Origin of the sequence: Lysobacter sp. Hz25, assembly GCF_046097045.1 — a bacterium.
In the GTDB taxonomy this organism is placed as follows: domain Bacteria; phylum Pseudomonadota; class Gammaproteobacteria; order Xanthomonadales; family Xanthomonadaceae; genus Lysobacter; species Lysobacter antibioticus_B.
On the sequence record NZ_CP175666.1, the window covers coordinates 4,139,569 to 4,164,903 of the forward strand.

The following is a 25,335-nucleotide window of genomic DNA, read 5'->3' on the forward strand; positions in this document are numbered from 1 at the left end:
TCGTGCAACACCGAGTTTCAGTGCCGTGCGCCTGATTGCATAAAAGACATGCGAACCTGCCGGCATACCCCTGCAGGAGTCCGTGCCATGACCACGATCGTCGCCCCGCGCGTCCACGACCTGGGCGGGTTCGAAGTCCGCCGCGCCGTGCCGAGCATCCAGGCGCGGTCGGTCGGCCCCTTCGTGTTCGTCGACCACATCGGCCCGGCCGTGTTCGAGCCCGGCCAGGGCATCGACGTGCGCCCGCATCCGCATATCGGCTTGGCCACGGTGACCTTCCTGTGGGCCGGCTCGATTGGCCATCGCGACACCCTGGGCAGCGTCCAGGACATCAACCCGGGCGACGTCAACTGGATGACCGCCGGCCGCGGCATCGCCCACTCCGAACGCACCCCGCAGGCGCCGCGCGCCAGCGGCCACCCGCTGCACGGCATGCAGACCTGGGTGGCGCTGCCGCGCTCGTTCGAGGAGACCGCGCCGGCCTTCCACCACCATCCGGCCGCGACCCTGCCGCAGCAGCGTCGCGACGGCGCCTGGCTGCGCATCGTCGCCGGGCGCGGCTTCGGCGAGGAGTCGCCGGTGCGGGTGTTCGCCGACACCCTCTACGTCGCCATCGACCTCGACCCCGGCGCCGAGCTCGACATCGAGGACAGCCACGCCGAGCGCGCGCTGTACCTGCTCGAGGGCGAGGCCCAGCTCGACGGCGCCGACCTGCCGGCGCGGCACCTGGTCGTGCTCGACCCCGGCACCCGCCCGCGCCTGCGCGCCAAGACCCCGCTCAAGGCCATGCTGCTGGGCGGCGAACCGCTGGATGGGCCGCGCCACCTGTGGTGGAACTTCGTCTCAAGCTCGCGCGAGCGGATCGAACAGGCCAAGCTGGATTGGGCCGAGGGACGATTCGGCGAGATCGTCGGCGAGCACGAATTTATTCCTCTACCTGAACGATGACGTAACGTTTGTCAACGCCTCCGAAGTGGACTATGGTCACAGGGCTGAAAGGCTCCAGCACCGTTTTGACCTAATCGGGTTCCAGGGGGACGATCGTGAAGTCAAGGGTAAAGAGCCAGCACGCATTGCCGTGGCTGGCGTTGGTGTTCGTCGTGTGTGCGTCTGCGCAAGAACCCGCCGCTTCAGGCGCCTGTCCGTTTCTACCGGCCGATTCGGGCCTGCACTGGGAACACCGTGCAGGCGCCGATTCCGACTTCTGTCGCGCACTGCGTGCCGACCAGTCGGAAGCCTTCGGCCTCTACATAGCCTCCAAGTCGCCGTTCGAGCCCAAGCGCAGCGATCGCGCCGAAGCCAGCACGATCGACGGCAAGGCCATGCATTGGTACCGCGGCGAACTCGCCGGCAAGCCCAACATCCAGGTGCGCGAAACCTTGCTCGATATCGGCAACGGCAAGCATGCGCATATCTGGATGCAGGCGACGTCGCCCGAGCAACTGCGGGAGGTCATCGGCCAGACCGAGGGCCTGCGATTTCCCTCGACGCGACTGAGCAGCACTAAATAGCACGTCGCGGGGTCTGTTTTCCGAGCCGATTTGACTGCGGTCGCGGTTTGCTGGCCCCGCGACCGTTTTGTGACGGGTTGCGCATTTTTGAGTTGTCAGCCAGCATGAGAATCGGCCTGGCTGAATGGGGTCGTGGCGTATCGTTCCCTGGCTGAACAGGGCGCTCGTCCGACCCTGGGCCGTGTGCAAGCCCATAACTCAAAAGGAAGACGATCATGATCAAGCGACTCGGTGCGGAGTTCATCGGTACGTTCTGGCTGGTGCTCGGCGGTTGCGGCAGCGCCGTGCTCGCAGCGAATTTCGGCGGCGACGGCAACCCGCTCGGCATCGGCCTGCTAGGCGTCTCGCTGGCCTTCGGCCTGACCGTGCTGACCGGCGCCTACGCCCTCGGCCATATTTCCGGCGGCCACTTCAATCCGGCGGTGAGCTTCGGCCTGTGGGCCGGCGGCCGTTTCGCAGCCAAGGATCTGATCCCCTACATCGTCGCGCAGGTGCTCGGCGGCCTGCTCGCCGGTTTCATCCTGTGGCAGATCGCCAGCGGCAGCCCCAGCTTCGTCCACGACCCGAACGCGGCCGGCACCTTCGCCAGCAACGGCTTCGACCTGATGTCGCCGGGCGGCTACTCGATGCACGCCGCCCTGCTGACCGAAGTGATCATGACCGCGATGTTCCTGATCATCATCCTCGGCGCCACCCACAAGAACGCACCGGCCGGCTTCGCCCCGATCGCGATCGGCCTGGGCCTGACCCTGATCCACCTGATCAGCATCCCGGTCACCAACACTTCGGTGAACCCGGCGCGTTCGACCGGCGTGGCCCTGTTCGCCGGCAGCGCCGCGATCAGCCAGCTGTGGCTGTTCTGGGTGGCGCCCATCGTCGGCGGCCTGCTCGGCGGCGCGGTGTACCGCTGGCTCGGCAAGGACTGAGCCGCCCGCTCATGCAGTAACGAAAAGCCGCGTCGAAAGACGCGGCTTTTCTTTTCGAGGCAATCGTCCGTCGCTGCGATCAGGGCAGCGCGAAAGCGAAGGGCCACGCTCGCGCGTGGCCCTTCGTTCGTTGCGACCAGCATGCTTCCTCAGAACTTGCCTTCCTGGAAATCGACGAAGGCCTGCATCACTTCCTGCTTGGTGTTCATCACGAACGGGCCGTAGCGCGCGACCGGCTCGCGCAGCGGTCGCCCGGCGACGACGATCAGACGGCTGCCGCGGCCGCTATCGCGCAACTTGAGCAAGTGGCCGCCGGACAGCACCGCCAACTCCTGCGCATCGATCTCGCGCGCATCCTCGCCGTCGCCGACGGCGATGCCGCCTTCGTAGACATAGACGAAGGCGTTGTGGCCTTCGGGCAATTCGTACTCCCACTGCGCATCGGCGTCGAGGGCGATATCGAGATACACCGGATCGGTCGCGGGTTGCGCGATCGGGCCGCTGACCTCGCCGACGCGGCCGGCAATCAGCTTCACCTCGACGCCGTCGGCCGGACGCAGTTGCACGATGCGATCCGGCGCGAACTCCTGATACTTGGGCTCGGTCATCTTCTCGCTCGCCGGCAGGTTCACCCACAGTTGGAACCCGCGCATGCGCCCGGCCTCCTGCTCCGGCATTTCCGAGTGCACCAGGCCGCGACCGGCGGTCATCCACTGCACGCTGCCGGGCACGAGCACGCCTTCGTTGCCGTGGTTGTCGCGGTGGCGCATGCGCCCGTCGAGCATGTAGGTGACGGTCTCGAAACCGCGGTGCGGATGCTCCGGGAAACCGGCCAGGTAATCCTCGGGACGGTCGGTGCCGAATTCATCGAGCAGCAGGAACGGATCCAGATCGGGCAGCTGAGGGCCGCCGATGACCCGGGTCAGGCGGACGCCGGCGCCGTCGGAAGTCGCCTGGCCGCGCAATTTGCGGCCGACGCGGGCGTAAGCGGTGTGGGTGGCGGTGGCCATGGGGTATCTCCTGACGGGGCGCCGTATTGGCGATGGGCGCTAGGATGACACCACAAACATGGAACAATATCGACTAAACTGCAAACATCAGTTACAAAATTAGAACGATATTGGACGCAGGCCCAGGATAGAAACGGCGTCCTACTGGATGTCCTTCGGTTACAAGCCGCGACCGCGGGATGCGCAGCGATGGCATCGCCGTCGTCGTCGATCGAAGCGGCGTGCTTTCGCCGGGGTAGGAGCGCCGCGAGCCGCGACCGCGCTGCTCGCTCTCGCGTCGCATCGCTCCCGCTAGACCTGGATCCAGATCCAGATCCAGATCCAGATCCAGATCAAACGCTAAAAGCTTCCGCCACTAAAGCGGCGGGTTACTTTCTTTTGTCATAAGCAACAAAAGAAAGATAACCAAAGAAAAATGCTTTGTTTTGAATCACAGGCCCGCACGAGCGGTGCAGACGCCGGGATTTTTCATACGGGACATCCCTGTCCCGATGAAAAACGGCGCGCATCCCTGCGCGCCGCCCTCCGGGTCTTCTCGTGCCTTCGCGAGTGCTCGGCTGCGCACAGCAACAGCAGCCCTGCATCTACGACGGTTCAAGGGGTAGGAGCGGCGTCCTACTGGATTTCCTTCGGTCACAAGCCGCGACCGCGAATCTACGGCTGCCAGCGCGGGCGATCGTGGTTGCGCGGTCGCGGCTTGCGCCGCTCCTACCCTAAGAGCATGGCAACCGTTGCCGTTGCCGTATGAGCTTGGCGCGACGCCGAACTCGCGAGAACGCCTGAAGACCCGGAGGGCGGCGCACAGGACGTGCGCCGTTTTTCGATAGGACAAGGATGTCCTATCGAAAAATCCCGGCGACAGCATCGCACTCGTGGCTTGTGCCCTTGCAAGGAGAGCCCTTTTCTTTGGTTACCTTTGACCGAAGGGAATCCAGACGGACTTTTGGGCTTAGCAAAAGAAAGTAACCCGGCCGCGCCAGCGGACGGAAGCTCTGCACTTGTCTTTAAGGGAACGCCGGAGGCCGCCGGCTGCGCGGTCGCGGCTTACGCCGCTCCTACAGGGGCTACGCCAACCGTGCCGTCAGATTGAAACGGCACGGTCGCAGTTCGCGCCTCTCCTACCCCGGATCTGCGGCTCAGCGGCGAATACGCGAGTATACGAACACCGTCGCCGGCGGCACGTTGCGCAGCACGAAGTCGCCGCGGCGCACCTGCAGGGACAGCGCGCGGGCGACCGCATCGGCGACCGGCGCGGCCGGGCCGTAGGTGAACTGCACGAACACGCCGTCGTCCTTGAGACAGGCGAACGCCGCCTTGAGAATGTCGCGCTGCAGCGGGTGCGGCATGGTCAACAGGCCGAGCCCGGACACGATCGCATCGGCCGGCCCTTGCTCGAGATAACCGTGTTCGCGCGCGAGCTGCGGTAGCTCGCGCGCATCGCCCAGCAGCACCGGCACGCGCGGGAAGCGCAGATGCAGATGCGCGTGCAGCTCTTCGTTGAGCTCAAGCACCAGCAGGTCTTCGTCGCGAATGCCGGCTTCGAGCAAGGCGCGGGTGATCGCGCCGGTGCCGCCGCCGAGCTCGATCACGCGGGTCACGTCGTCGGGCAGCTCGGCGATCATCGCCGCGGCCAGTTCGGCGCTGGACGGCGCAACCGCGGCCACGCGCAGCGGGTTCTTGAGCCACTGCCGGAAAAACGTCCAGGTACCGACTTTGCGATGCGGCTTCATGGCTGGAACTCCACAGCGGAGCATCCGCCTGTTGCGATCAGGACCACCGACAACCGCATCAACGCGGCTCCACTCGCCAGCACCGATGGATGCGCGCATCGCGGGCGAAATCGACCGGAATGGTCTCGGCGCTGATTTCTTCGCACTGCGCGAACTGGGCGACGGCCTCGGTGTCGAGGCGGAAGCGGCGGAAGTTGTTGGAAAAATACAGCACGCCGTTATCGGCCAGGCGCGCGACGGCGGCGCGCAGCAGGCGCACGTGTTCGCGCTGGATGTCGAAGTCGTCGGCGCGCGCGGAATTGGAGAACGTCGGCGGGTCGCAGAAGATCAGGTCGAAGCGGCTGCGGTCGGCTTCCAGCCAGGCCAGCGCATCGGCCTGGACCAGGCGGTGCTGGGCCCCGCTCATGCCGTTCTCGCGCAGGTTGTCGGCGCACCACTGCAGATAGGTCGCCGACAGGTCGACCGTGGTGGTTTCGTTGGCGCCGCCGACCGCGGCCTGCACGGTCGCCGCGCCGGTGTAGCCGAACAGGTTGAGGAAACGGCGGCCGCGCGCCTCGGCGGCGATGCGCAGGCGCATCGGCCGGTGATCGAGGAACAGGCCGGTGTCGAGATAGTCGAACGGGTTTACGCGCAGGCGCGCGGCGCCCTCGCGCACGACCAGCACTTCGCCGCGCTGGTCGAGTTGACCGTACTTGCTGCCGCCCTTACCGCGGCTGCGGGTCTTCAGCGCCACGCGTTCGCGCGGCACCGCGAACACTTCGCGCGCGGCGGCGAACAACTCGTTGCGGCGGCGACGCTGGTCGGCCTCGGGAATATCCGCCGGCGCGGCGTATTCCTGGATGTGCAGATAGGTGCGCGGCTCGGCTTCGTCGCTGGCGTAGACGTCGATCGCCGCCGAGTACTCGGGCAGGTCGGCGTCGTAGGCACGGAAACAGGTGATCCCCTCGCGCTCGCGCCAGGACTTGAGCTTGCGCAGGTTCTTGCGCAGCCGGTTGGCGACCATCTGCGCGCCTTCCGACAAAGGCTGCGGCGCGGCGTCCTCGGCCTTGGCGCGCTGTTCGGCATGGCCGACGCGGGCGATCGGGTCGCAGACGATCAGCGCGCATTCGATCGCGCCGTTGAAGATCTGGTACTTCTTGCCCGCGCGCAGACCGGTGGCCTGGGCCAGCGCGGCGTCGCCGCACAGCAGGCTCGCACGCCAGCTCGGCACCAGGCGCTTGAGCGCCTCGCCGAGCGCGCGGTACAGCGCGGGGTCGGCGGCCAGGCGCGCGTCGTAGGGCGGGTTGCAGACGACCAGTCCAACTGGGGTGGCAGAGTACGCAACCGCCGCAGCGGTTTCATCGAAGCCACGCTCCTGCCCGGCCCCGCTTTTCTCGATACCCAAAGTCTCATCGCGATGCAGCCCCGGATCCCCGCCTTCGCGGGGATGACGGTCGGCAGGCTGCGCAGGCGCTTGCGCCAGCGGCAGGGTCTGCAGGGATTCGACCGCGGCCACGTTCCATGCGATCACGCCGGCCAGGTCGGCCATGACCTCGTTGTCGCGCGCCGAACGGATCGCATGCGGGTCGACGTCGCTGCCGGCGAAGGCCGGACGCAGGGCCGCGCGACCGGCGGCTTCGCGCGTGCGCGCGTCGTCGCACAGCGCGCGCCAGCCGGCGAAGTCGAAACCGCGCCAGCGGGTCGGCGGCAACGCGCCATGGCGCAGCAGGCCCGGCGCGACGTCGGCGGCCATGAGCGCGCCTTCGATCAGCAAGGTGCCGCTGCCGCACATCGGGTCGAACAGGCTGCCGCCCTGGGCGTAGACCTTCGGCCAGCCGCCTCGCAGCAACACCGCCGCAGCGAGGTTTTCCTTGAGCGGCGCCTCGCCCTGCTTCTGGCGCCAACCGCGCCGATGCAGGGAGCCGCCGCCGAGATCGATCGAGAGGATGCCGCGGCCCTTGCGCAGGACGAAATTCAGGCGCAGGTCGGGTGCATCGGTGTCGACGTCGGGGCGCGCGCCGGTTTGCGCGCGCATCACGTCGACCACCGCGTCCTTGATCCGCTGCGCGGCGTAGCGCGCATGGGTGATGGCTTCGCCGGAGACGTGCGCATCGACCGCGAGCGTGTGCACGCTCTCCATGTGCTCCGGCCACGGCACGGCGGCGACGCCGGCATACAAGGCGTGTTCGTCGGGGCAGTCGAATTCGGCGATCGGCCACAGCACCCGGCTGGCCAGGCGCGACCACAGCACCGCGCGCTGCGCATCGGCCAACTCGCCTTCGACGTTGACGCCGGCGGTCGCGGCGGTCGCGCGCTGGCAGCCCAGCGCGATCAATTCGTCGGCGAGCAGGTATTCCAGGCCCTTGCCGCAGCTTGCGTAAAACTTACTCATGGTGGTGCTTACTCAGATTCGTTCGAGCAGACGCGCGAAGGCTTCCGCACTGCCTTCGACATGCGCCGAAAGCCGGTGGCTGTCGTCGACCAGCAGCAGGCGCGCACGGCGCGGCTGGGCCCAGGCGACGACGTCGGCGGCGGGGATCAATTCGTCGTCCCAGCCGTGGATGATGCTGATCGGTACATCGGCGGCCTGCATCGGCTCGGCGTGTCCCATGCGGATCGGCGGCGCCATCAGGAACAGGCCGGCCGGCTTCACCTGCATCGATACCCATCCGGAGATGTAGGCGCCGAGGCTGGAGCCGGCCAGCAGCACCGGGCCGCGCGCGGCCGCGGCGCGGGTCAGGGCGAGCAGGCGCTGCATGCGCGCCGGCACGTCGCCGAGTTCGCTGACCTCGCGATTGGCGTCGAGGTCGGTGTAGTCCGGGCGCTCGTGGGTCCAGCCGTAACGCGCCGCGACCTCGGCCAGGGCGGTGACCTTGGTCGCGTCGGGGCCGCTTTCGAAGCCATGGGAAAGGATGCAGTGTCCGGAAGTCGCCATGCGCTCAGATCGTGGTGAGAATCAAACCGCGTCGCCGTCGACGGCGGAGACCGGCGCTTCGCTATCGGCCAGCGCGATCAGCGCATCGCCGCGCCGGATCGTGCCGCCTTCGAGAATGCGCGCGCACAGGCCGCCGTGGCCGCGCATCGCGTTGAAACCGCCGGGACCGAGCGCGGCTTCCATCATCGAGCACGGATCGCAGGACTCGGTGCCTTCGAGCAAAACCTCGCCGAGACGGAAGCGCCGCCCCTTGAGGGCGATCAACGGCAATCCCGAGACGACGATGTTGCGGCGCAGGCGCGCCGGTTCGACCGCGTCCAGCCCGGCCAGGGCCGCGATCACCGGCAGGTGTTCGGCCTGGATCAGGGTGATGCCGCGCTCGCCGCTGCTGCCCTTGTAGCGATCGCCGGCCAGACCGGCGCCGGCCTGGGCCAGGACTGCGTCGAGCGCCTGCATCGCGGTGCCCCGCGCAGGGCGGATCCCGATCCATTCCACGCGGCCCGGACGCGGCAGCGTGGCCATGAGTTTTCCTAGCGCGGAGTCGGCGGGCGGCAGGGTCATGGGGGCTCCGTGTGAGGGCGAATGGTAGCATCCGCCCTCATGCCGCCCCTGAACCTCGTCCTCGCCCCCCTGCCCTACGAAGCGCGGTTGCAGGCGCGCGCCCCCGCGACGATCGACCTGGTGGTGATCCACTGCACCGAGCTGCCGGACCTGGCCACCGCACGCGAATACGGCGAACGCGTGCTCTACCCGCAATCCGGCACCGGCAACAGCGGCCACTACTACGTCGACCGCGACGGCAGCGTCTCGCGCTACGTTGCGCCGGAACGCATCGCCCACCACACACGCGGGTACAACGAACGTTCGATCGGCATCGAGCTGGTCAACACCGGGCGCTATCCGAACTGGCTGGATTCGCGCCACCAGGCCATGGACGAGGCCTACACGCCGCAGCAGATCGAGGCCTTGCTGGCTTTGCTGGCGGCATTGCGCGCGCAACTGCCCTCGCTGGGCCTGATCGCCGGACACGAAGACCTGGACACGACCGAGGTCGAAGCGAGCGACGACCCGGCCCGCCGCGTGCGCCGCAAACTCGACCCCGGCCCGCGCTTTCCGTGGCCGCAAGTGCTTGATGCCTGTGGGCTGCAACGGCTGCCTTGAGCGTCTGAGCCGCAGCGCCGGTCCACATAGATCCGACACGGCAACGAGCCGCTGATCGCAACCGCAGCGACGCATTCTTGCTCTACTGGCGAGTGCCGACGGGACTCGCTGCTCGGCACAGCCCGCGCCACTCCCAGCCGGCCAGGCCGGCCAGGCGATGCGCCCAATCCAAGGATCAAGGAACCCTCTGCATGACACGCTCAACCATGCTCGCTGTGGCGACCGCGGTCGCCTTCGCCCTGCCTGCCGCCCCGGCGTTCGCCCAGGCCGAGCTGAAACTGCTCAGCCACGTTTACCAGCAACCCAACAGCCCGCTCAATGCCAACCACCCGCAACTCAGCGCCGACGGCAACTGGGCGATCTTCAGCTCCGGCTCCTCGGGCTTCGTGGCGCCGGGCGGCGACGGTTTCTTCGGCCACGACGTATTCGTCTACGACATCGCCTGCCGGCGCACCGAACTGGTCAGCACCACCTGGGACGGTCAGCCGCCCAACGGTGCATCCGGCGGTTCGCTCGGCCGTTCGGCGCTCAGCGGCGACGGCCGTTATGCCGCTTTCATCTCCGAGGCAGACAACCTCGACCAGGCGAGCAGCGGCGGCGACGACGTCCACAATGCCGCGGACCTGTATCTGGTCGACCGGCACCTCGCGGTCGGCTACCCGGCCAGGGTCCGCTGGGTCACCCGGCCGCGCACCAACGGCTACGGCGGCACCAGCGCCTATCCCTCGTTCAGCGCCGACGGCCGCTACCTCGCGTTCGAATCCAATGCCAGGAACCTGGTGCCTCACGCCGCCTCGGTAACCAATGTCTACGTCTACGACATCCAGCTCGACCAGATGGTCCTGGTCAGCCGCGATCGCCATGGCAACCCGGTCATCGCCCAGTACCCGAGGATCAGCGCCGACGGCCGCCACGTCGTGTTCCGCAGCAGCGCGGCCGACATGGTCGCCGACCTGGAAATTCCAGCCGGTAATTCGCACGTCTATCTGCGCGATCTCAACACCGGGACCAATCAGCTGATCGACCGCAACAACAGCGGCGCGGTCGCCGACATGGGCGTCGGCGACGATTATTTCTCGCTCAGCGGCGATGGCCGCTTCGTCGCCTTCCGCAGCGCCGCGCCCAACCTGACCGGCAATACTGCGACCCTCCTGACCCAGCAAGTGTTCGTGCGCGATACGCACAACCTGACGCTGAGCATGATCACCCGTAACCCGAATAACGCGCCCGCACCGCATAGCAGCCGCTGGCCGGCGCTCAGCGACGACGGCCGCTACCTCGCCTACAGCTCGCCAGCGCCGGGCCCGAGCGTCTGGGGCGGCATCTACCGTCGCGAACTCGGCAACGGTGCCACCAAGCTGCTGTCGCCGCACCGAATCACCGGCGCGCCGGAGGACGGCACGTTCACCGCGATCAGCGCCGACGGCCTGCGCGTGGCCTTCCTGTCCGGCTCGGGCAACCTGATCGCAGGCGTGTCCGGCTCCGGGGTGTACCTGTCCGACGCCCGCCCGAGTGCGCCTGCTTCGGCCTGCTCAAAGGCGAGATGACCCCGAAGGGCCCGGCAGCGGGCCCTTCGTTTTAGCGCCTGGCCGAGCCTGCGCCGGCCCTCCGCTATACTGCCGGCCTCGTTTTTCGCAGGCCCGGCCGCATGAGTTCCCCCGTTTCCGAACTGATCGAACTGCTGTCGCTGGAACGGCTGGAAGACAATCTGTTCCGCGGCCAGAGCCGCGACATCGGCACCAAGTACGTGTTCGGCGGCCAGGTCCTGGGCCAGGCGCTGTCGGCCGCGCAGGCGACCCTCGACAGCGCCCGCGACGCGCATTCGCTGCACGCTTATTTCCTCAAGGCCGGCGACATCGAAGCGCCGATCGTCTACCAGGCCGACCGCACCCGCGACGGCGGCAGTTTCTCGGTGCGCCGCGTCACCGCGATCCAGCATGGCCAGCCGATCTTTTTCCTCGCCGCTTCGTTCCAGGAAGCGCAGGAAGGCGGCGAGCATCAGCTGTCGATGCCGGAGGTGCCCAAGCCCGAAGACATCGATCCGGCGCCGGCGGTGCCGGCCGAGGTCATGGCGACCCTGCCGACCAAGATCCAGCGCTGGTTGTCGCGACAAGGGCCGTTCGAGTTCCGCCACGTCTATCCGCGCGACGAGCTCAACCCGCCCAAGCGCCCGCCGTATCAGCAGGTCTGGTTCCGCCTGAGCGAACCGGTCGGCGACGCGCCGGAGTTGCATCGCGCCCTGCTCGCCTACGCCTCGGATTTCCATCTGCTCGGCACCGCGACCTTTCCGCACGGCATCAGCTATTACCAGCCGAACGTGCAGATGGCCTCGCTCGACCATGCCTTGTGGTTCCACCGCCCGTTCCGCGCCGACGACTGGCTGCTGTATTCGATCGACAGCCCCAGCGCGCAGGGCGCGCGCGGCCTGGCGCGCGGCCAGATCTTCGATCGCCACGGCCGCCTGGTCGCGAGCAGCGCGCAGGAGGGCCTGATCCGCGTGGTAGCGGATCAGAAGAAAGATGTACGCGTCGTAGCGGATCAGAACAAGGATGCCCCAGTAGTGCACGACGCCGCCGCGGCCCGCAACGTACCGGCGAAGGACTGACATGAGACAGGTTTTCAGTAGTCCGCGTCTGGAAAACGTCGAAGGCGTGGCGCAGTTGTTGCGCGACGCCGGTATAGAAGTGCGCGTCACCAACGATCGTTCCTACAAGGGCAATCGCCGCTCCAGTTTCAAGTACAGCGAACCGGGCGCCGAGCGCCCCGCGGTGTGGGTGGTGCGCTCCAGCGATCAGCTGCGCGCGCGCGACCTGCTGCGCGAAGCCGGGCTGATCGACAGCACCCGCGCCGAGGAGCCCAGCCACGCGCCGTTCCGTTTCGAGTCGCGCATCGACCAGACCCGCACGCCCGGGCAGAAACGCGCCTTCCGCATCAAGGTCGGCCTGCTGCTGTGTATCGCCATCGTGCTCGCCCTGGCGATGATCCATAACCTGCGCAACCGCCCGGCCGCCGCGCCGCCGGTAGACGCGGCCGAAGTCGCGCTGCAGAAACACAAGTTCGACGGCAGCGTCGCCGCGGTGCCCGACGCGCTCGCCGCCGCGGTGTTCGCCCAGCAGCTGGCCGAGGCCGACCAGCCGACCCAATGCCTGCGCATCGACCGCCGCGACGCCCCGCGCAAACTGCTGACCGCTCTCGCCCGCCCGGGCCTGCGCCTGCTGCCGATGAGCCAGTGCGTGGAGATCGCCGACGAAGACCAGGGCAGCCACGCCCGCGACGGCAAACCGGCCGAGTTGATCCAGGTCCACGCCTTCCGGCCCAACAGCGTCGACGGCGGCACCATCGAGTACACCGCTTATCACCACCGCCTGGCGGCGGTTTACAAGACCCTGGAGGTCAAGCGGGTCGCCGGTAAGTGGACCGTGGTGAAGGTGCTCAAGACCGTGCGCGCGATGGGCTGAGGCGGCTCCGGCCGCCCCGCCCGGCACCGAACCCCGGCCCGACGTCGGGCCAAGCGCACGGCGCGTGGACGATCTCGGCCGCTGCGGTCACATTTCCGCCGGCACGACGTCATGGTGGACAGGCATCGCGCGATGCCGCTGCCCGGAGAACCCTGATGATGCCGCGCCCGACGCCCGGCCCAATGCCCGCCCCATCGTCCGCCGCACGCCCTCGGGTGCCCCTCGGGGCCCTGCCGCGCTCGCTCGAGCGCCGGAGCGCCGCATGAACGCCGAAGTCCTGTCCTCGATCATCGACCACGACCTGCCGGCCGCGGCCGGCGGCGACCGCGCCGCCTATTCGCGCATCGTCTCGGCCTGCCAGAACTCGGTCACCTCGATCGCTCTGGCGATGGTGCGCGACGTGCACGCCAGCGAGGACATCGCCCAGGAGGCCTTCCTCAGCGCCTGGCAGAACATCCGCAAGCTGCAGAACCCGTCCAGCTTCCTGCCGTGGCTGCGGCAGATCACCCGCAACCTCGCCAACGACCATTTGCGCTCGCGCCAGCGGCTCCCGCGCGGCGTCGACGACGTCGAGGCGGCGATCGCCGCCGCGGCCGATCCGGAACCGAGCACCGTCGAACGCCTGATCGAAGCCGAGCGCACCGAAGTCGCCGCCGAACTGATCTCGGCCCTGCCCGACGAAAGCCGCGAAGTGCTGTTGCTGTATTACCGCGAAGGCCAGAGCTCGCAGCAGGTCGCGGCCTTGCTGGGCCTCAGCGACGCCGCCGTGCGCAAGCGCCTGTCGCGTGCGCGCAGCACGGTGCGCAGCGAACTGCTCGACCGCTTCGCCGTGTTCGCCCGCGCCAGCGCGCCGTCGGTCGGTTTCACCACCATGGTCGCAAGCGCGCTGGGCGTGATCGCGCCGACCGGCACCACCACCGCGGTGGTCGCGGCCGGCTCGATCGGTTCGAGCCTGGCCGGCAAGTTCGGCGCCGGCGGCCTGGGCACCGCCAGCGCCTCCGGCGGCGTGGTCGGCAGCGTATTGGTGTTCATGGTCGAACGGGTGTTCTCGCCAGTGTCCGAGGCGATGACCGGCGCACCGCTCGATGCCGCATCGATTTCAGCCTCGCTTGCGTCTTGGGCCAGTCACTCGCTGGGTTCGCTGATCGGCGGCTTCGTCGGCGGCACGGTGGCGACGGTACTGATCGCCCGCTATCTGCTTTCGTTCGCCGCCACTGCCGACGAGCGACGCGAAATCGCCCGCTTCGTACGCCTGACTTCGGCCACCGGCGCCGCGTTCGCCATCGCCTTCGTCGCCTCGATCGAATTCGACCGGGGCTGGGTGCTGCCGATCACGGTGACCGTGCTGTTTCTCGCGATATCGCTGTGGCAACTCCTGATCACGATGCCGCGGGCACTGGCACCGAGCTTCGAGCGCATCCAGCGCGAGACCGGCTCCGATCCACGTCAGAGCACGACGTATCGTTGGGTATTGGGAACACCGGCAATCGTGTGGAGCACCCTATTGGCAGCGACTTCGGTCGTGCTCGCTCTGTATCTCGGCGGCCGCTTCGGCTGAGCGGCATTGCCATGCCGAAACGGAAAGGGCGCACCGAAGTGCGCCCTTTCGCGATTGATCCAGCGCGAGCCGGATCGGGCCACGCTCAGCGATGCGGCACCGGCTTGAGATCGGCCTTGCTCAGGAAGCCGTCGCGGTCCTCGTCGAGGAAGGCGAAGTTGCGTGCCAGGCGCGGCATCTTCTCTTCGACTTCGAGCTTGCTGAGCTTGCCGTCGCGGTTGAGGTCGGCGGCGGCGAAGTGCTCGTCGAAGCGCTTGGCGCGCTCGGCTTCGCGCTTCGGGCGCTCGCTCTCGTGGTAGGCGCGCAATTCGCTGCGCACCAGATAACCGTCGCGGTTGCGGTCGATCTTGGCGAAGGACTCGCCGATGCGCGGCGACTTCGCCGCTTCGGCGGCGCTGATGCGGCCGTCGCCATCGCTGTCGAGCCCGGCGATACCGCCGTGGCCGCCATGACGGCCACCGTGCTCGCGGCCGCCGCGACGCTGCGGGCGTTCGCTGGCGTCGAGCTTGCCGTCGCGGTTCTTGTCGAGACTGTCGAACTTTTCGGCCAGGCGCGGGTGCTGGGCGGCCTCCTCACGGCTGATCGCACCGTCCTGATTGGCGTCGATCTTGAGGTGCGCGCGCGGCGTCGCCGAGCCGTCCGCGGGCGCGGCCATGGCCGCACCGGCAAAAGCGACCGCGGCGAACAAGGCGGCATAAAGGGGGGAACGGTTCATGCGTTGACTCCTGCGGCAGGCGCCACCGTGGCGCCGATGACTGGATCAACGCCCCCGGCCCGGGGCGGTTGACACGGCCCCGTTCCGGTTCAGTGGCAAGACAGCGACCGGACCCCATGCGCAGGGCACGGATGCGGCGCTATGCTGGTCCCATGGGCACGCAACCGCAGCCGGACAGCGACGACCTCCGCCTGTTCCACACCGGCGAGCACGCTTGCGGCTATTGGCCCGAGCGCGTCGCCCGCGACCTGGTCCTGGACCCGCGCGATCCGCGCCTGCGCGAGTGGTATCCGCATGCGCTGGGCTGGGGCTTCCGCCGCTCCGGCGACATCGTCTACCGGCCGCATTGCAGCGGCTGCCGGGCCTGCGTCGCGGTGCGCATCCCGGTCGAGCAGTTCGTGCCCGACCGCAGCCAGCGCCGCTGCCTGGCGCGCAATGCGCAGGTCGAGATGCGCGTGCATCCGGCCGAACGCAACGAGGAGCAGCTCGACCTCTACAAGCGCTACCTCGCCTCGCGCCACGCCGGCGGCGGCATGGACGGCCACGGTGCGATCGAGTTCGACCAGTTCCTGATCGGCAGTTGGAGCGAAAACCGCTTCCTGGAGTTACGCGAGCCCGCGCCGCGCGGCCATGGCCGCCTGCTCGCCGTCGCGGTCACCGACGTGGTCGACAACGCCTTGTCGGCCGTCTACACCTTCTACGACCCCGACCTGGCCGAGCGCAGCCTCGGCACCCTGGCGATCCTGCGCCAGATCGAATGGGCCCGCCGCGAACGCCGCAGCCATCTCTATCTCGGCTATTGGATCGCCGGGCATCCGAAGATGGATTACAAGCGCCGTTTCCGCCCGCTCGAAGCTTTCGATGGTCGCGATTGGCGGGTTTTTACACATTTGTAACACTCGTCTCGTTCAGGTCGTGTATCTCGTAGCCCGGTCGTAACCAACGACGTGCGGGAACGGCGCCGCTCAGGCATGGCAATGGAGCCGCCACCCATTCAACTCACCGCCACATGGAGTCCGCAATGAAATTGAACACCCTGTTCCTGGCTGCCGCGATCACCCTCGCGCTGGCCGCCTGCAACAAGCCGGCCGACAAGCCCGCCGACGCTGCTCCGGCCGCCGACGCGCCGGCCGCCACCGCGCCGGCCGATACCGCCGCTCCGGCGGCGACCGACCCGGCCGCTGCGCCGGCGGCTCCGGCCGCTGCTGTCGTCGACAGCGTCGGCGTGCCCGAGTGCGACGATTACCTCAACAAGATCTCGGCCTGCTTGACCGAGAAGGTGCCGGAAGCCCAGCGCGCCGCGTTCCAGACCGGCATCGATTCGAGCCGCAGCGCCTGGAAGCAGGCCGCCGGCACGCCGGAAGGCAAGGCCAGCCTGGCCACCGCGTGCAAGACCGCGCTGGACCAGAGCAAGGCTCAGTACGCCGCGTTCGGTTGCACCCTGTAATACTTCGCAATACTTCGCGACACGCTCTTCGTTTCGACACGACGCCCCGGTTCGCCGGGGCGTCGTTGTTTGCGCTCCAGGTCGCTGCAACCGATGCGCACAGGGCGATCGGGATCACTCGGCGATTCCGCCCGAGCCTGTAACGATGCCGCGGCGGGGGCCATGCCATCATGCGCGCATGCTTCGACTCCCTGCCTCCCGACTTCCCTTCCACGCTGGCGCCGCCCTTGCCGCGCTGCTCATGACGGCCTGCACCCAGGTGAACGTACACGGCGATCCCAAGGCCTGGGTCCGCGACCAGGCAGACGCGTCGGTCGCTGCGCCTTTGCGCGTGGCGACCTACAACACCTCGCTCTACGACGACGCCGACGGCGGCCTGATCCGCCGCCTCGAAGCCGGCGACGGCAACGCACGCAAGATCGCCGCGGTGCTGCAGCGGGTGCGTCCGGACGTCGTGCTGCTCAACGAATTCGACTACGACGCGCAACAGCGCGCAGCCGAGTTGTTCCAGCGCGACTACCTGGAAGTGGCGCAGGACGGCGGCGGCGCGGCGTTGTCTTATCCCTACCGCTATCTGGCCCCGGTCAACACCGGCGTGCCGAGCGGCCTGGACCTCGACGGCGATGGCCTGGCCGGCGATGCCCAGCGCGGCGACCGCGCGCGTGGCAACGATGCCTGGGGCTACGGTCTGCACCCGGGCCAATACGGCATGCTGGTGCTGTCGCGTTATCCGATCGACGCCGCCGCGGTACGCAGCTTCCAGACCTTCAAATGGAGCGCCCTGCCCGGCGCGCGCCAGCCGCGCCATCCCGACACCGGCAAACCCTGGTATTCGGCGACGGCTTGGCCGCAGATGCGGCTGTCGTCGAAGTCGCACTGGGACGTGCCGGTGCGTACCCCGCTCGGCGTGCTGCATCTGCTCGCCGCGCATCCGACACCGCCTGTGTTCGACGGCCCCGAGGACCGCAACGGCGCGCGCAACCACGACGAAATCAAACTGTGGGCGCGTTACCTCGACGGCGGCACGCCGGCCTGGCTGTGCGACGACCAGGGCCGCTGCGGCGGCCTCGCCGAGGATGCGCGCTTCGTCATCGTCGGTGACATGAACGCCGACCCGGTCGACGGCGACGGCGTACCGGGCTCGATCAAGCAATTGCTCGATCACCCGCGCGTCGATGCGAGCCAGGCACCGCGCAGCGAAGGCGCAGTCGAACGCGCGAAGTTCTACGGTTTCGCGCGCAAGGGCGACACTGCCGAACACACCGGCGACTTCGGCCCGAAGGCCGGCACACTGCGCCTGGACTACGCACTGCCCTCGCGCGGCTGGAACGTGCGAGGCACCGGCGTGTTCTGGCCGAAGCCGGGCACCGCCGACGCCAGGATTTCCGAAGCCAGCGACCACCATCTGGTGTGGGTGGATCTGGCGGATTGAGCTTGGCGATGAAGAACGAATCGATGGACCGTCGCTATCTCAAGCGCATGGAGGCTTATTGGGCTCGCATCGAGCGCCGCCGCCAGTCCTTCGATTGGATCGCAGACAGCGATTTTTTCGATTTCTGGCATACCCATATCGATTGGCGAGGCCGCGGCAACCGTTCGTTATCGGACCGGATACGGGTGGCCGAATTGACCTGGCGACTGCTGCTCGACTTGAACGCGTTCGCACGCAGCAGGCCCTTCGCCGTGCAATGTTGGGCCACGCTATGCGAGGACACCGGCAGCAATGCGGTGTACCTGCACTCGGCCAATCCGAACGGTGTGCCCTTCCCCTACGACTTCGATGGAATCGAATGGGACGTGGAGCCGCCGCCCGAAGCGGCATCGATCACTCACACGGTGCCCTGCAAGATCGGCCGTGTCCGTTACCGGGACTCGACCGCGCACATCATCCAGTTGCGCGACTGAAACGACAACGCTCCGCTCGGCTCAAGGCTTGGCTTGCGATCGCAATACGCGGCGGTCGCTAATCCCCAGGGATTCCGGCGAGACAGACCACACAACTCTTCATCCCCGCGAAGGCGGGGGTGACTGGATCCGCTTGCGACGCATTGGCTCGCGCATCCATGAACGCCAGGGCGCTGTGCGCCTTGAACGGGCGCAGAGACCTCAGGCGTTCTCGCACGAAATCCGATGGATCCCCGCCCGCGCGGGGATAACGGGCTGCGGGTGCATGGCAGCGACCAGATACATAGGCCGGTACCTAGACGGCCGACTTCAGCGACTCAAGCCGTCGCATGAAACTCCCGGATCACCTCGATCGTCCCGACGATATGATCGTTGAGTTGTTCCAATTCCTCGGCCGGCACCCACCATTCGGTGTGGTGCTCGCCGCCGACCTTCTGCAGCGGGTAGCGCGCCATGAAATCGGCGCGCACCTGGAACCGGGTCACCGCGCCGTAGCCGCTGTCTTTTACGTTCCAGCGTTCGGCGATCTCGGCCGCGTAGCGCTCGTTGCTGACCGGGTAGAAGATCGGCTGCTCCGGCAACCGCGGCGGCCAGCGCTTGAATCCGCTCTGGCGCAGCAGCGCGAGTTCCTCGGGGCCCACCGGTCGATACAAAGTGATCGTGTCGGACTTGCTCATGGCTGACCTCCTGTCGGTGCCATGCTCGGGCACCTGATCGTTGTTGGAACCCCGGATCGCTGCGCCCGCATCCGCTCGGTGTTCGCCCGATTACTCCGGCTTGTCCTTCGCCGTCACCGGCGCGGGCGTATCGGGCACTGCGGGCGTGGGCTCGGGTACGACGACCGGCACGGGCGCGGCCGGTGTGGGCGCAGCCGCCACGCTCGCGGCCGGCGCGGTGCGCACCACGCGCGGGCCGAAACCGAAGGCGCCCTCGCCGTGCGCGGAAACGATCATGCGCACCATGTTGCCCGGCACCATCAGCTCCAGCGACAGGTCGCGGCCGTCGGAAGCGCGGCCTTCGAGGGTCATTTCGATGAAGGCACCGCCGGTGTCGATCTCGCGACACAGCACGTGCGGCCCGACCGGACCGTCGAGCAGGTAGGGGCGGATGGCTTCGCCGAGCACTTCCAACGCCTGCGGGAAGAAAAATACGGCGTAGCCCTGTGTCTCGTTCATGGCGCTCCCCTGAAAACGCGGTCCTGCAGCGGTGGTATGGCAAAGCTTCGGATCGGCGCGCGTGCAGCGGCGCCGACCCGACGATCGTGAGCGCGCGCGACGATCAACGCAATTCGACCTGCAGTTGCGCGGCGGCCTCGCGCGCCTTCGCACGCGCTTCGTCGACGTCCTGGCCGAGCGCGAGCGTCACCGCGACCCGGCGGTGGCCTTCGACGCGCGGCTTGCCGAACAAACGCAATTGGGTATCGACCTGGCCCAAGGCGGCGTCGACGCCGGAGAACACCGGCACACCGTGGCCCTGGGCGAGCACCGCGCACGAGGCCGAGGCGCCGAACTCGCGGATGGTCGGGATCGGCAGGCCCAGGATCGCGCGCGCATGCAGGGCGAACTCGCTGAGGTCCTGCGAGATCAAGGTGACCAGGCCGGTGTCGTGCGGGCGCGGCGAAACTTCGCTGAACCAGACTTCATCGCCCTTGACGAACAACTCGACGCCGAACACGCCGTAGCCGCCGAGGTCGTCGGTGATGGTGCGGGCGATTTCCTGGGCCCGCGCCAGCGCCACCGGCGCCATCGCCTGCGGCTGCCAGCTTTCACGGTAGTCGCCGTCGCGCTGCAGATGGCCGATCGGTGCGCAGAAGGTGGTGCCGGCGGCGTGGCGCACGGTCAGCAGAGTGATTTCGTATTCGAAGTCGATGAAGCCCTCGACGATGACCCGGCCGGCACCGGCGCGGCCGCCGGTCTGGGCGTAGTCCCAGGCGGCGTCGATGGCGTCGGCGCTGCGCACCAGGCTCTGGCCCTTGCCCGAGGACGACATCACCGGCTTGATCACGCACGGCAGGCCGAGCTCGGCAACCGCGGCGCGATAGTCTTCGGCGGTGTCGACGAAGCGATAGGGCGAAGTCGGCAGTTGCAGGGTCTCGGCGGCCAGGCGGCGGATGCCTTCGCGGTCCATGGTCAACCGCGCCGCGCGCGCGGTCGGGATGATCCGCGTGTCGCTGCCGCGCGCGGCGAATTCCTGCTCCAGCTCGACCAGGGTCTGGGTATGGATGGCCTCGATCTCCGGCACGATCAATTGCGGCCGTTCGGCCGCGATCAAGGCGCGGATGGCCTGGCCGTCGAGCATGTCGAGCACGTGGCTGCGATGGGCCACCTGCATCGCCGGCGCGTTCGCATAACGGTCGGCCGCGATCACCTCGACCCCGAACCGCTGCAGTTCGATCGCCACTTCCTTGCCGAGTTCGCCCGAACCGAGCAGGAGCACGCGGAAAGCGTGCGGGGACAGCGGCGTGCCGAGCGTGGTCATGCGGAATCCTCGTAAAACCATGGGGTGGATGAGCCTAGTCTAACTTTCCGGGCCATCGGCGCGGCGCCGGACTATGGCGGCGCGCATCGCCCATGCGATGCTGTGGCCATGCCCTTCGCCCGTCCTCGGCCCGCGTCGCGCGCCGTCGCCCCCGCACCGCAGTCCAGCCACGCCCGCCGCCCCCGTGCGGCGCGACGGCTGGCGCTGCTGTTGGCGGCGACGCTGCTCGCGGCGTGCACGGGCGAACCCGAGGCGCCCCCGCACGGCAGCAGCCAGCTCGCCGGCATGATGCTCGACCCGCAGTTGTCGGAGATCAGCGGCCTGGCCGCCTCGCGCCGCCATCCCGGCGTGCTGTGGATGCACGACGACGGCGGCAATCCCGAGCGCCTGTTCGCGGTCGCCGACAACGGCGACCGGCTGGCGACCCTGCGCATCGAAGGCGTCACCAAGACCGACTGGGAAGACATCGCCGCCTTCGAGCTCGACGGCCGCCAGTACCTGCTGATCGCCGATACCGGCGACAACGGCGGCCTGCGCCGCAGCCTGCAACTGCATGTGATCGAAGAGCCGGCGAAGATCGAGAACGCGCGCCTCAAGCCGGCCTGGTCGATCGCTTTCCGCTGGCCCGACGGCGCGCGCGATTGCGAGGCGGTGGCGGTCGACATCGCGCGCAAGCAGATCCTGTTGATCTCCAAGAAGCGCCAGCCGCCTGAGCTGTTCTCGCTGCCGCTGATGCCGGCCGGCAACGCCCTGCAGACCGCGACCCGGCTCGGCGGCCTGGCCGGCATCCCCGAACCCGATGCGCAACTGCGCCGCAACAATCCGACCCGGGCCAAGCTGCAGGGCCAGGTCACCGCCGCCGATATCTCCCCCGACGGCAACACCCTGGCGGTGATGACCTACCGCTATCTGTTGCTGTACCCGCGCCAGCCGCGCCAGAGCTGGGCCCGGGCCGTCGCCGGCCGCCCCCGGGTCAGCGACTTGCCCTGGCTGCCGCAAGCCGAGGCCCTGGGGTGGTCGGCCGATGGCCGCAGCCTCTACGCCACCGGCGAGTTCATCCCGGCGCCGCTGTACCGGATCACGCCCTGAAGGCGTTCGCGCCGCGCTACGGGTACCCGGCGTTTCCCTGCTGTGGCCCTAGCCGCGATGCCGCCCTGCCCCTCGTCGATCCAAACGGCTCCGTTCTTCCTGCCGGGCCCGTGCCGCTTTTTCCGACGGCCGGGCATTCCAGATCTGATATCAATCTGATATCAATGTGCTTGGACAACGAGCGAGACGGACGCCATGAAAGAGAACCCCACCCAATCCCTCTCAGGCATTCCGGTCCTGCTGGGCTGCCTCGGCCTCGGCGCGGTCGGCGCCTATGCCTTCCTCGGCGGCGTCGCCAGCGAAAGCGGGGCCAGCGTGATCGTCGCGATCCTGGCCGGCGCCCTCGCCTTCTTCGGCCTGTCCGGCCTGTACAAGATCGAGCCCAACCAGGCCGCGGTGCTGAGCCTGTTCGGCAAGTACGTCGGCACGGTCAAGGACAACGGCCTGCGCTGGAACAACCCGCTCTACGCCAAGCGCAAGGTCAGCCAGCGCATCCGCAACTTCGAAAGCGGCAAGCTCAAGGTCAACGAGCTCGACGGCAGCCCGATCGAGATCGCCGCGGTGATCGTCTGGCAGGTGGTCGATTCGGCCGAAGCGGTCTACAACGTCGACGATTACGAAACCTTCGTGCACATCCAATCCGAGTCGGCGCTGCGCGCGATGGCCACCAGCTATCCCTACGACCAGCACGAAGACGGCCAGCTGTCGCTGCGCAGCCATGCCTCCGAGATATCCCTGCACCTGCAACAGGAACTGCAGGACCGCCTCGCCGACGCCGGCGTCAACGTGATCGATGCGCGCATCAGCCACCTCGCCTACGCGCCCGAGATCGCCCACGCCATGCTGCAACGCCAGCAGGCCAACGCGGTGATCGCCGCGCGCACGCGCATCGTCGCCGGCGCGGTCGGCATGGTCGAAATGGCCCTGGCCGAGCTGCAGAAGAACGGCGTCGTGCAACTGGACGAAGAGCGCAAGGCGCACATGGTCAGCAACCTGTTGGTGGTGCTGTGCGGCGACCGCGGCGCGCAGCCGATCGTCAACGCCGGCAGCTTGTACTGAGCAGTCCCCGATGACCCTCCACGACTACCTCGTCCCCATCGCGATGGCGGTCAGCGCCGTACCGATCCTGGTTTCGGCGGTGCTGGTCGCGCGCGGCAACCTGCACCTGATCAATGGCCTGGACGCCTCGCGCCTGCCCGACCCGGCCCGCACCGCGGCGAAACTCGCCCGCCTGCTGGCGACGACCGGCGTGGCCATGCTCCTTGGCGGCGCCGGCTTCTACTGGGCCGGCGACAACGAAGGCCGCATCGCACTGGTCGTGGTCGCCCTGCTGCTGGCGGTCAACGGCCTAGCCGTCGCCTTGATCCTCGCGATCAGCACGGCCCGCCGCAGCTATCGCGACCGCCCCGGCGGCGGCGAAGGGACGCGCCGACGGTGAGCGAGAAGAAGGCCTATCCGCTGCGCATCAATGCCGAGGTGCTCGCCGCCGTGCAGCGCTGGGCCGACGACGAGTTGCGTTCGCTCAATGCCCAGATCGAATATGTCCTGCGCGACGCCCTGCGCAAGAATGGGCGGCTGCCGCGCCAGGACACCCCGACTCCCGAGGAAGACCCATGACCCAGAAGTGGAAACATCAAGTCGTCGAGCTGACCTATCAACTGTTCGAGTCGCCGATGCGGCAACGCATCCAGGAAGAACTCGACAAACGCGGCGAGCAAGGCTGGGAACTGGTGTCGGTCGAGCACGACCCGAGCATTCTCGGCACCCGCCTGTATTTCAAGCAACCGGCCTGACGGCACCATGCCCAGCGCCATCCGCGAACGTGGCGCGACGCGCCCTCGCCGGCTAATCTGAGCGCATGCGCGGCCACGGCCACCTTCTGATCAACACGCCCGAGATCGAACTCTGGCCGGGCGGTCTGCTGCGCGCGCGCAGCAACCACGACGCCCGCGCGCTGTCGCGTGCGCGGCACGTGCTGCGACGCAAGCGCGACGGCCGTTTCCTCGCCGCCGACCTGCCCGAAGGCCTGTTGCCGCTTGTCCACCGGCTGATCCACGAAGACGGCATCGGCCAGGCCCTCGATGCGCTCGACGCCATCGTCGAATACCGCCGCGAGGGACTGCTGCGAATCCACGAGCTGCCGCTGGATCGGATCGAGGAGCGGCTGTCCGCACTCGGCCTGGACTGCGACGGCTACGAAGCGCGAACCGGCCTGGGCCTGATCGCCGAACCCGACCGCCTCGCCTACGCCGGCGTCGACCGCTTCCGCCGGCCGCTGTGGCTGCATCCCGGCGCCGCACGTGCCTGGAGCCACCTGCGCCAGGCCGCCGTGCACGACGGCATCGTCCTCGATGCCATCTCCGGCTATCGCAGCCACCATTACCAACTCGGCATTTTCGAGCGCAAGCTAGCGCGCGGCCTCGGCGTCGACGAGATCCTCACCGTCAACGCCGCGCCGGGCTACAGCGAGCACCACAGCGGCCTGGCCCTCGACATCGGCACCCCCGGCGAACCGCCGGCCGAAGAATCCTTCGAGCACACCCCGGCCTTCGCCTGGCTGCGCGACAACGCCGGCGGCTACGGCTACGTCATGAGCTACCCGCGCGACAATCCGCACGGCATCGTCTACGAGCCGTGGCACTGGCGTTACGCCGCGAAGTAATCCGCACGCCGCTGCAAGTCAGCGATGAAACACCGCCATCGCCGCGCGGGACATCGACAATGCCCCGAATCGGCCCGCGCTCAATCCTGCGAGCGATTGGTCCTGGGCTTGGCGGCCTCGGAAAAATCCGCGATCCGCCACAGGTACAGGCTGGCGTAGCTGCGATACGGCCCCCAGCGTTCGCCGAGTTCGGCCAAGGCCTTCGGCGGCGGCATCTCGTCGAGCTTGTCGACGCGCTGCGCGCCCTTGCGGATGCCCAGGTCGTCGACCGGCAGGATGTCGGGGCGGCCGAGGCGGAACATCAGCATCATCTCGACCGTCCAACGGCCGATGCCGCGGATCGGCACGAGCGCGGCGATGATGGCGTCGTTGTCCATCGTCGCCATGCGCCGCAGGTCCGGGATCTCGCCGCGCGATTCGCGCGCCGACAGATCGCGCAGCGCGAGCAGCTTGTTGCCGGATACGCCGCAGGCGCGCAGCGCCGCGTCGTCGCAACGGCCGAGGGTGTCGTAATGCAGGCGGTCGCTGCCGATCGCCGCTTCGACCCGGCCGACGATGGTCGAGGCGGCCTTGCCGCTGAGCTGCTGGAACAGGATCGCCCGCGCCAGGGCATCGACCGGGTCGAAGCGCTGGCGCCAACGCGGATCGGTCGGGATCGGCCCGTTCTCCAGCCGATCGACCTTCTTCATCCATGCGCCGAGCTTGCGATCGCGCTTGCTCAGATAAGCGTGCGCGGCCTCGGCGTCGAACCCCCGGACATGTCGCGGCATC

28 protein-coding genes are annotated in these 25,335 nt (G+C 68.2%); 18 read left to right on the forward strand and 10 right to left on the reverse strand.

Going from position 1 to position 25,335, the window contains the following annotated elements; all coding sequences use genetic code 11:
• The first annotated feature begins 87 nt into the window (after nucleotides 1–87).
• From ACKN61_RS16945 to aqpZ, 3 genes are all read left to right on the forward strand, one after another.
• Entirely contained in the window at nucleotides 88–948 is an 861-nt protein-coding gene (locus tag ACKN61_RS16945) for a pirin family protein (RefSeq protein ID WP_408950508.1), read from the forward strand.
• 95 nt (nucleotides 949–1,043) lie between these two features.
• Nucleotides 1,044–1,511 (forward strand): hypothetical protein, encoded by a 468-nt coding sequence (locus ACKN61_RS16950; RefSeq protein WP_152566337.1) that lies wholly within the window; start codon nucleotides 1,044–1,046, stop codon nucleotides 1,509–1,511.
• Nucleotides 1,512–1,726: 215 nt separating this feature from the next.
• Nucleotides 1,727–2,437, forward strand: coding sequence for an aquaporin Z (gene aqpZ / locus ACKN61_RS16955; protein WP_031373306.1), 711 nt, complete (start codon nucleotides 1,727–1,729; stop codon nucleotides 2,435–2,437).
• Between the two features lie 149 nt (nucleotides 2,438–2,586).
• On the opposite strand, the gene ACKN61_RS16960 is transcribed toward aqpZ, so the two are convergent.
• The 5 genes from ACKN61_RS16960 to ACKN61_RS16980 all read right to left on the reverse strand — a co-directional run bounded on the left by ACKN61_RS16960 (nucleotide 2,587) and on the right by ACKN61_RS16980 (nucleotide 8,652).
• Complete coding sequence (locus ACKN61_RS16960) at nucleotides 2,587–3,447, reverse strand: pirin family protein (RefSeq protein ID WP_408950509.1); 861 nt, start codon at nucleotides 3,445–3,447, stop codon at nucleotides 2,587–2,589.
• A gap of 1,136 nt (nucleotides 3,448–4,583) precedes the next feature.
• The gene (locus tag ACKN61_RS16965; RefSeq protein WP_408950510.1) at nucleotides 4,584–5,177 is read right to left on the reverse strand and encodes a class I SAM-dependent methyltransferase; all 594 of its coding nucleotides are present in this window, start codon (nucleotides 5,175–5,177) and stop codon (nucleotides 4,584–4,586) included.
• Between the two features lie 58 nt (nucleotides 5,178–5,235).
• A complete protein-coding gene (gene rlmKL / locus ACKN61_RS16970) occupies nucleotides 5,236–7,548 on the reverse strand; it encodes a bifunctional 23S rRNA (guanine(2069)-N(7))-methyltransferase RlmK/23S rRNA (guanine(2445)-N(2))-methyltransferase RlmL (protein WP_408950511.1) in 2,313 nt (770 codons plus the stop codon).
• Between the two features lie 12 nt (nucleotides 7,549–7,560).
• On the reverse strand, nucleotides 7,561–8,091 hold the full coding sequence (locus ACKN61_RS16975) for an alpha/beta hydrolase (RefSeq protein ID WP_031373509.1): 531 nt from the start codon (nucleotides 8,089–8,091) through the stop codon (nucleotides 7,561–7,563).
• A 21-nt stretch (nucleotides 8,092–8,112) separates the two neighbouring features.
• The gene (locus tag ACKN61_RS16980) at nucleotides 8,113–8,652 is read right to left on the reverse strand and encodes an MOSC domain-containing protein (protein ID WP_408950512.1); all 540 of its coding nucleotides are present in this window, start codon (nucleotides 8,650–8,652) and stop codon (nucleotides 8,113–8,115) included.
• Nucleotides 8,653–8,691: 39 nt separating this feature from the next.
• Between ACKN61_RS16980 and ACKN61_RS16985 the strand changes: the two genes are divergently transcribed.
• From ACKN61_RS16985 to ACKN61_RS17005, 5 genes are all read left to right on the forward strand, one after another.
• Nucleotides 8,692–9,252 carry an N-acetylmuramoyl-L-alanine amidase gene (locus tag ACKN61_RS16985; protein ID WP_408950513.1) on the forward strand — a complete coding sequence of 187 codons (561 nt, stop codon included), beginning with the start codon at nucleotides 8,692–8,694 and terminating at the stop codon, nucleotides 9,250–9,252.
• Nucleotides 9,253–9,443: 191 nt separating this feature from the next.
• Nucleotides 9,444–10,799, forward strand: a complete 1,356-nt coding sequence (locus ACKN61_RS16990; RefSeq protein WP_408950514.1) for a TolB family protein — start codon at nucleotides 9,444–9,446, stop codon at nucleotides 10,797–10,799.
• 101 nt (nucleotides 10,800–10,900) lie between these two features.
• Entirely contained in the window at nucleotides 10,901–11,857 is a 957-nt protein-coding gene (gene tesB / locus ACKN61_RS16995) for an acyl-CoA thioesterase II (protein ID WP_408950515.1), read from the forward strand.
• A gap of 1 nt (nucleotide 11,858) precedes the next feature.
• Complete coding sequence (locus ACKN61_RS17000) at nucleotides 11,859–12,710, forward strand: hypothetical protein (protein ID WP_408950516.1); 852 nt, start codon at nucleotides 11,859–11,861, stop codon at nucleotides 12,708–12,710.
• A gap of 262 nt (nucleotides 12,711–12,972) precedes the next feature.
• Entirely contained in the window at nucleotides 12,973–14,268 is a 1,296-nt protein-coding gene (locus ACKN61_RS17005; protein WP_408950517.1) for an RNA polymerase sigma factor, read from the forward strand.
• An 85-nt stretch (nucleotides 14,269–14,353) separates the two neighbouring features.
• Here ACKN61_RS17005 and ACKN61_RS17010 read toward each other — a convergent pair whose 3' ends face one another.
• A complete protein-coding gene (locus tag ACKN61_RS17010) occupies nucleotides 14,354–14,983 on the reverse strand; it encodes an EF-hand domain-containing protein (RefSeq protein WP_408950518.1) in 630 nt (209 codons plus the stop codon).
• A 131-nt stretch (nucleotides 14,984–15,114) separates the two neighbouring features.
• Between ACKN61_RS17010 and ACKN61_RS17015 the strand changes: the two genes are divergently transcribed.
• The 4 genes from ACKN61_RS17015 (at nucleotide 15,115) to ACKN61_RS17030 (ending at nucleotide 18,335) form a co-directional block, all read left to right on the forward strand.
• Nucleotides 15,115–15,879 (forward strand): arginyltransferase, encoded by a 765-nt coding sequence (locus ACKN61_RS17015; protein ID WP_408950519.1) that lies wholly within the window; start codon nucleotides 15,115–15,117, stop codon nucleotides 15,877–15,879.
• Between the two features lie 125 nt (nucleotides 15,880–16,004).
• On the forward strand, nucleotides 16,005–16,430 hold the full coding sequence (locus ACKN61_RS17020) for a hypothetical protein (RefSeq protein ID WP_031373518.1): 426 nt from the start codon (nucleotides 16,005–16,007) through the stop codon (nucleotides 16,428–16,430).
• 178 nt (nucleotides 16,431–16,608) lie between these two features.
• Nucleotides 16,609–17,862: an endonuclease/exonuclease/phosphatase family protein gene (locus ACKN61_RS17025; protein ID WP_408950520.1), complete on the forward strand. Its 1,254-nt coding sequence runs from the start codon at nucleotides 16,609–16,611 to the stop codon at nucleotides 17,860–17,862.
• 8 nt (nucleotides 17,863–17,870) lie between these two features.
• Nucleotides 17,871–18,335 (forward strand): hypothetical protein, encoded by a 465-nt coding sequence (locus ACKN61_RS17030; protein ID WP_408950521.1) that lies wholly within the window; start codon nucleotides 17,871–17,873, stop codon nucleotides 18,333–18,335.
• A 317-nt stretch (nucleotides 18,336–18,652) separates the two neighbouring features.
• Here ACKN61_RS17030 and ACKN61_RS17035 read toward each other — a convergent pair whose 3' ends face one another.
• The 3 genes from ACKN61_RS17035 to purT form a co-directional block, all read right to left on the reverse strand.
• The gene (locus tag ACKN61_RS17035; protein WP_408950522.1) at nucleotides 18,653–19,012 is read right to left on the reverse strand and encodes an ADP-ribosylation/crystallin J1; all 360 of its coding nucleotides are present in this window, start codon (nucleotides 19,010–19,012) and stop codon (nucleotides 18,653–18,655) included.
• 90 nt (nucleotides 19,013–19,102) lie between these two features.
• Nucleotides 19,103–19,510 carry a hypothetical protein gene (locus tag ACKN61_RS17040; protein ID WP_408950523.1) on the reverse strand — a complete coding sequence of 136 codons (408 nt, stop codon included), beginning with the start codon at nucleotides 19,508–19,510 and terminating at the stop codon, nucleotides 19,103–19,105.
• A 103-nt stretch (nucleotides 19,511–19,613) separates the two neighbouring features.
• Nucleotides 19,614–20,813, reverse strand: coding sequence for a formate-dependent phosphoribosylglycinamide formyltransferase (gene purT / locus ACKN61_RS17045; protein WP_408950524.1), 1,200 nt, complete (start codon nucleotides 20,811–20,813; stop codon nucleotides 19,614–19,616).
• A 108-nt stretch (nucleotides 20,814–20,921) separates the two neighbouring features.
• On the opposite strand from purT, the gene ACKN61_RS17050 reads away from it, so the two are divergent.
• From ACKN61_RS17050 to ACKN61_RS17075, 6 genes are all read left to right on the forward strand, one after another.
• Complete coding sequence (locus ACKN61_RS17050) at nucleotides 20,922–21,902, forward strand: hypothetical protein (protein WP_408950525.1); 981 nt, start codon at nucleotides 20,922–20,924, stop codon at nucleotides 21,900–21,902.
• A 195-nt stretch (nucleotides 21,903–22,097) separates the two neighbouring features.
• Nucleotides 22,098–22,961, forward strand: a complete 864-nt coding sequence (locus ACKN61_RS17055; RefSeq protein WP_408950526.1) for an SPFH domain-containing protein — start codon at nucleotides 22,098–22,100, stop codon at nucleotides 22,959–22,961.
• A 10-nt stretch (nucleotides 22,962–22,971) separates the two neighbouring features.
• Nucleotides 22,972–23,340, forward strand: coding sequence for a hypothetical protein (locus ACKN61_RS17060; protein WP_408950527.1), 369 nt, complete (start codon nucleotides 22,972–22,974; stop codon nucleotides 23,338–23,340).
• Nucleotides 23,337–23,519 carry an Arc family DNA-binding protein gene (locus ACKN61_RS17065; RefSeq protein WP_031373527.1) on the forward strand — a complete coding sequence of 61 codons (183 nt, stop codon included), beginning with the start codon at nucleotides 23,337–23,339 and terminating at the stop codon, nucleotides 23,517–23,519. The genes ACKN61_RS17060 and ACKN61_RS17065 overlap by 4 nt, the downstream gene beginning before the upstream one ends.
• The gene (locus ACKN61_RS17070) at nucleotides 23,516–23,695 is read left to right on the forward strand and encodes a DUF4177 domain-containing protein (protein WP_223621623.1); all 180 of its coding nucleotides are present in this window, start codon (nucleotides 23,516–23,518) and stop codon (nucleotides 23,693–23,695) included. The genes ACKN61_RS17065 and ACKN61_RS17070 overlap by 4 nt, the downstream gene beginning before the upstream one ends.
• A gap of 65 nt (nucleotides 23,696–23,760) precedes the next feature.
• Nucleotides 23,761–24,564 carry a D-alanyl-D-alanine carboxypeptidase family protein gene (locus tag ACKN61_RS17075; RefSeq protein WP_408950528.1) on the forward strand — a complete coding sequence of 268 codons (804 nt, stop codon included), beginning with the start codon at nucleotides 23,761–23,763 and terminating at the stop codon, nucleotides 24,562–24,564.
• An 80-nt stretch (nucleotides 24,565–24,644) separates the two neighbouring features.
• Here ACKN61_RS17075 and ACKN61_RS17080 read toward each other — a convergent pair whose 3' ends face one another.
• Nucleotides 24,645–25,334, reverse strand: coding sequence for a DNA-3-methyladenine glycosylase family protein (locus ACKN61_RS17080; RefSeq protein ID WP_408950529.1), 690 nt, complete (start codon nucleotides 25,332–25,334; stop codon nucleotides 24,645–24,647).
• Between the last annotated feature and the right edge of the window lies 1 nt (nucleotide 25,335).

Coding starts and splice junctions, on each gene's coding strand:
- ACKN61_RS17055 (WP_408950526.1), top strand. CDS start 22,098: ATGAAAGAGAACCCCACCCAATCCCTCTCAGGCATTCCGGTCCTGCTG.
- ACKN61_RS17060 (WP_408950527.1), top strand. CDS start 22,972: ATGACCCTCCACGACTACCTCGTCCCCATCGCGATGGCGGTCAGCGCC.
- ACKN61_RS16985 (WP_408950513.1), top strand. CDS start 8,692: ATGCCGCCCCTGAACCTCGTCCTCGCCCCCCTGCCCTACGAAGCGCGG.
- ACKN61_RS17015 (WP_408950519.1), top strand. CDS start 15,115: ATGCGGCGCTATGCTGGTCCCATGGGCACGCAACCGCAGCCGGACAGC.
- ACKN61_RS17080 (WP_408950529.1), bottom strand. CDS start 25,334: ATGCCGCGACATGTCCGGGGGTTCGACGCCGAGGCCGCGCACGCTTAT.
- rlmKL (WP_408950511.1), bottom strand. CDS start 7,548: ATGAGTAAGTTTTACGCAAGCTGCGGCAAGGGCCTGGAATACCTGCTC.
- ACKN61_RS17025 (WP_408950520.1), top strand. CDS start 16,609: ATGCTTCGACTCCCTGCCTCCCGACTTCCCTTCCACGCTGGCGCCGCC.
- ACKN61_RS17070 (WP_223621623.1), top strand. CDS start 23,516: ATGACCCAGAAGTGGAAACATCAAGTCGTCGAGCTGACCTATCAACTG.
- aqpZ (WP_031373306.1), top strand. CDS start 1,727: ATGATCAAGCGACTCGGTGCGGAGTTCATCGGTACGTTCTGGCTGGTG.
- purT (WP_408950524.1), bottom strand. CDS start 20,813: ATGACCACGCTCGGCACGCCGCTGTCCCCGCACGCTTTCCGCGTGCTC.
- ACKN61_RS16980 (WP_408950512.1), bottom strand. CDS start 8,652: ATGACCCTGCCGCCCGCCGACTCCGCGCTAGGAAAACTCATGGCCACG.
- ACKN61_RS16975 (WP_031373509.1), bottom strand. CDS start 8,091: ATGGCGACTTCCGGACACTGCATCCTTTCCCATGGCTTCGAAAGCGGC.
- ACKN61_RS17010 (WP_408950518.1), bottom strand. CDS start 14,983: ATGAACCGTTCCCCCCTTTATGCCGCCTTGTTCGCCGCGGTCGCTTTT.
- ACKN61_RS16945 (WP_408950508.1), top strand. CDS start 88: ATGACCACGATCGTCGCCCCGCGCGTCCACGACCTGGGCGGGTTCGAA.
- ACKN61_RS16965 (WP_408950510.1), bottom strand. CDS start 5,177: ATGAAGCCGCATCGCAAAGTCGGTACCTGGACGTTTTTCCGGCAGTGG.
- ACKN61_RS17040 (WP_408950523.1), bottom strand. CDS start 19,510: ATGAACGAGACACAGGGCTACGCCGTATTTTTCTTCCCGCAGGCGTTG.
- ACKN61_RS17020 (WP_031373518.1), top strand. CDS start 16,005: ATGAAATTGAACACCCTGTTCCTGGCTGCCGCGATCACCCTCGCGCTG.
- ACKN61_RS16960 (WP_408950509.1), bottom strand. CDS start 3,447: ATGGCCACCGCCACCCACACCGCTTACGCCCGCGTCGGCCGCAAATTG.
- ACKN61_RS16990 (WP_408950514.1), top strand. CDS start 9,444: ATGACACGCTCAACCATGCTCGCTGTGGCGACCGCGGTCGCCTTCGCC.
- ACKN61_RS17075 (WP_408950528.1), top strand. CDS start 23,761: ATGCGCGGCCACGGCCACCTTCTGATCAACACGCCCGAGATCGAACTC.
- ACKN61_RS17005 (WP_408950517.1), top strand. CDS start 12,973: ATGAACGCCGAAGTCCTGTCCTCGATCATCGACCACGACCTGCCGGCC.
- ACKN61_RS17030 (WP_408950521.1), top strand. CDS start 17,871: ATGAAGAACGAATCGATGGACCGTCGCTATCTCAAGCGCATGGAGGCT.
- ACKN61_RS17035 (WP_408950522.1), bottom strand. CDS start 19,012: ATGAGCAAGTCCGACACGATCACTTTGTATCGACCGGTGGGCCCCGAG.
- tesB (WP_408950515.1), top strand. CDS start 10,901: ATGAGTTCCCCCGTTTCCGAACTGATCGAACTGCTGTCGCTGGAACGG.
- ACKN61_RS17000 (WP_408950516.1), top strand. CDS start 11,859: ATGAGACAGGTTTTCAGTAGTCCGCGTCTGGAAAACGTCGAAGGCGTG.
- ACKN61_RS17050 (WP_408950525.1), top strand. CDS start 20,922: ATGCCCTTCGCCCGTCCTCGGCCCGCGTCGCGCGCCGTCGCCCCCGCA.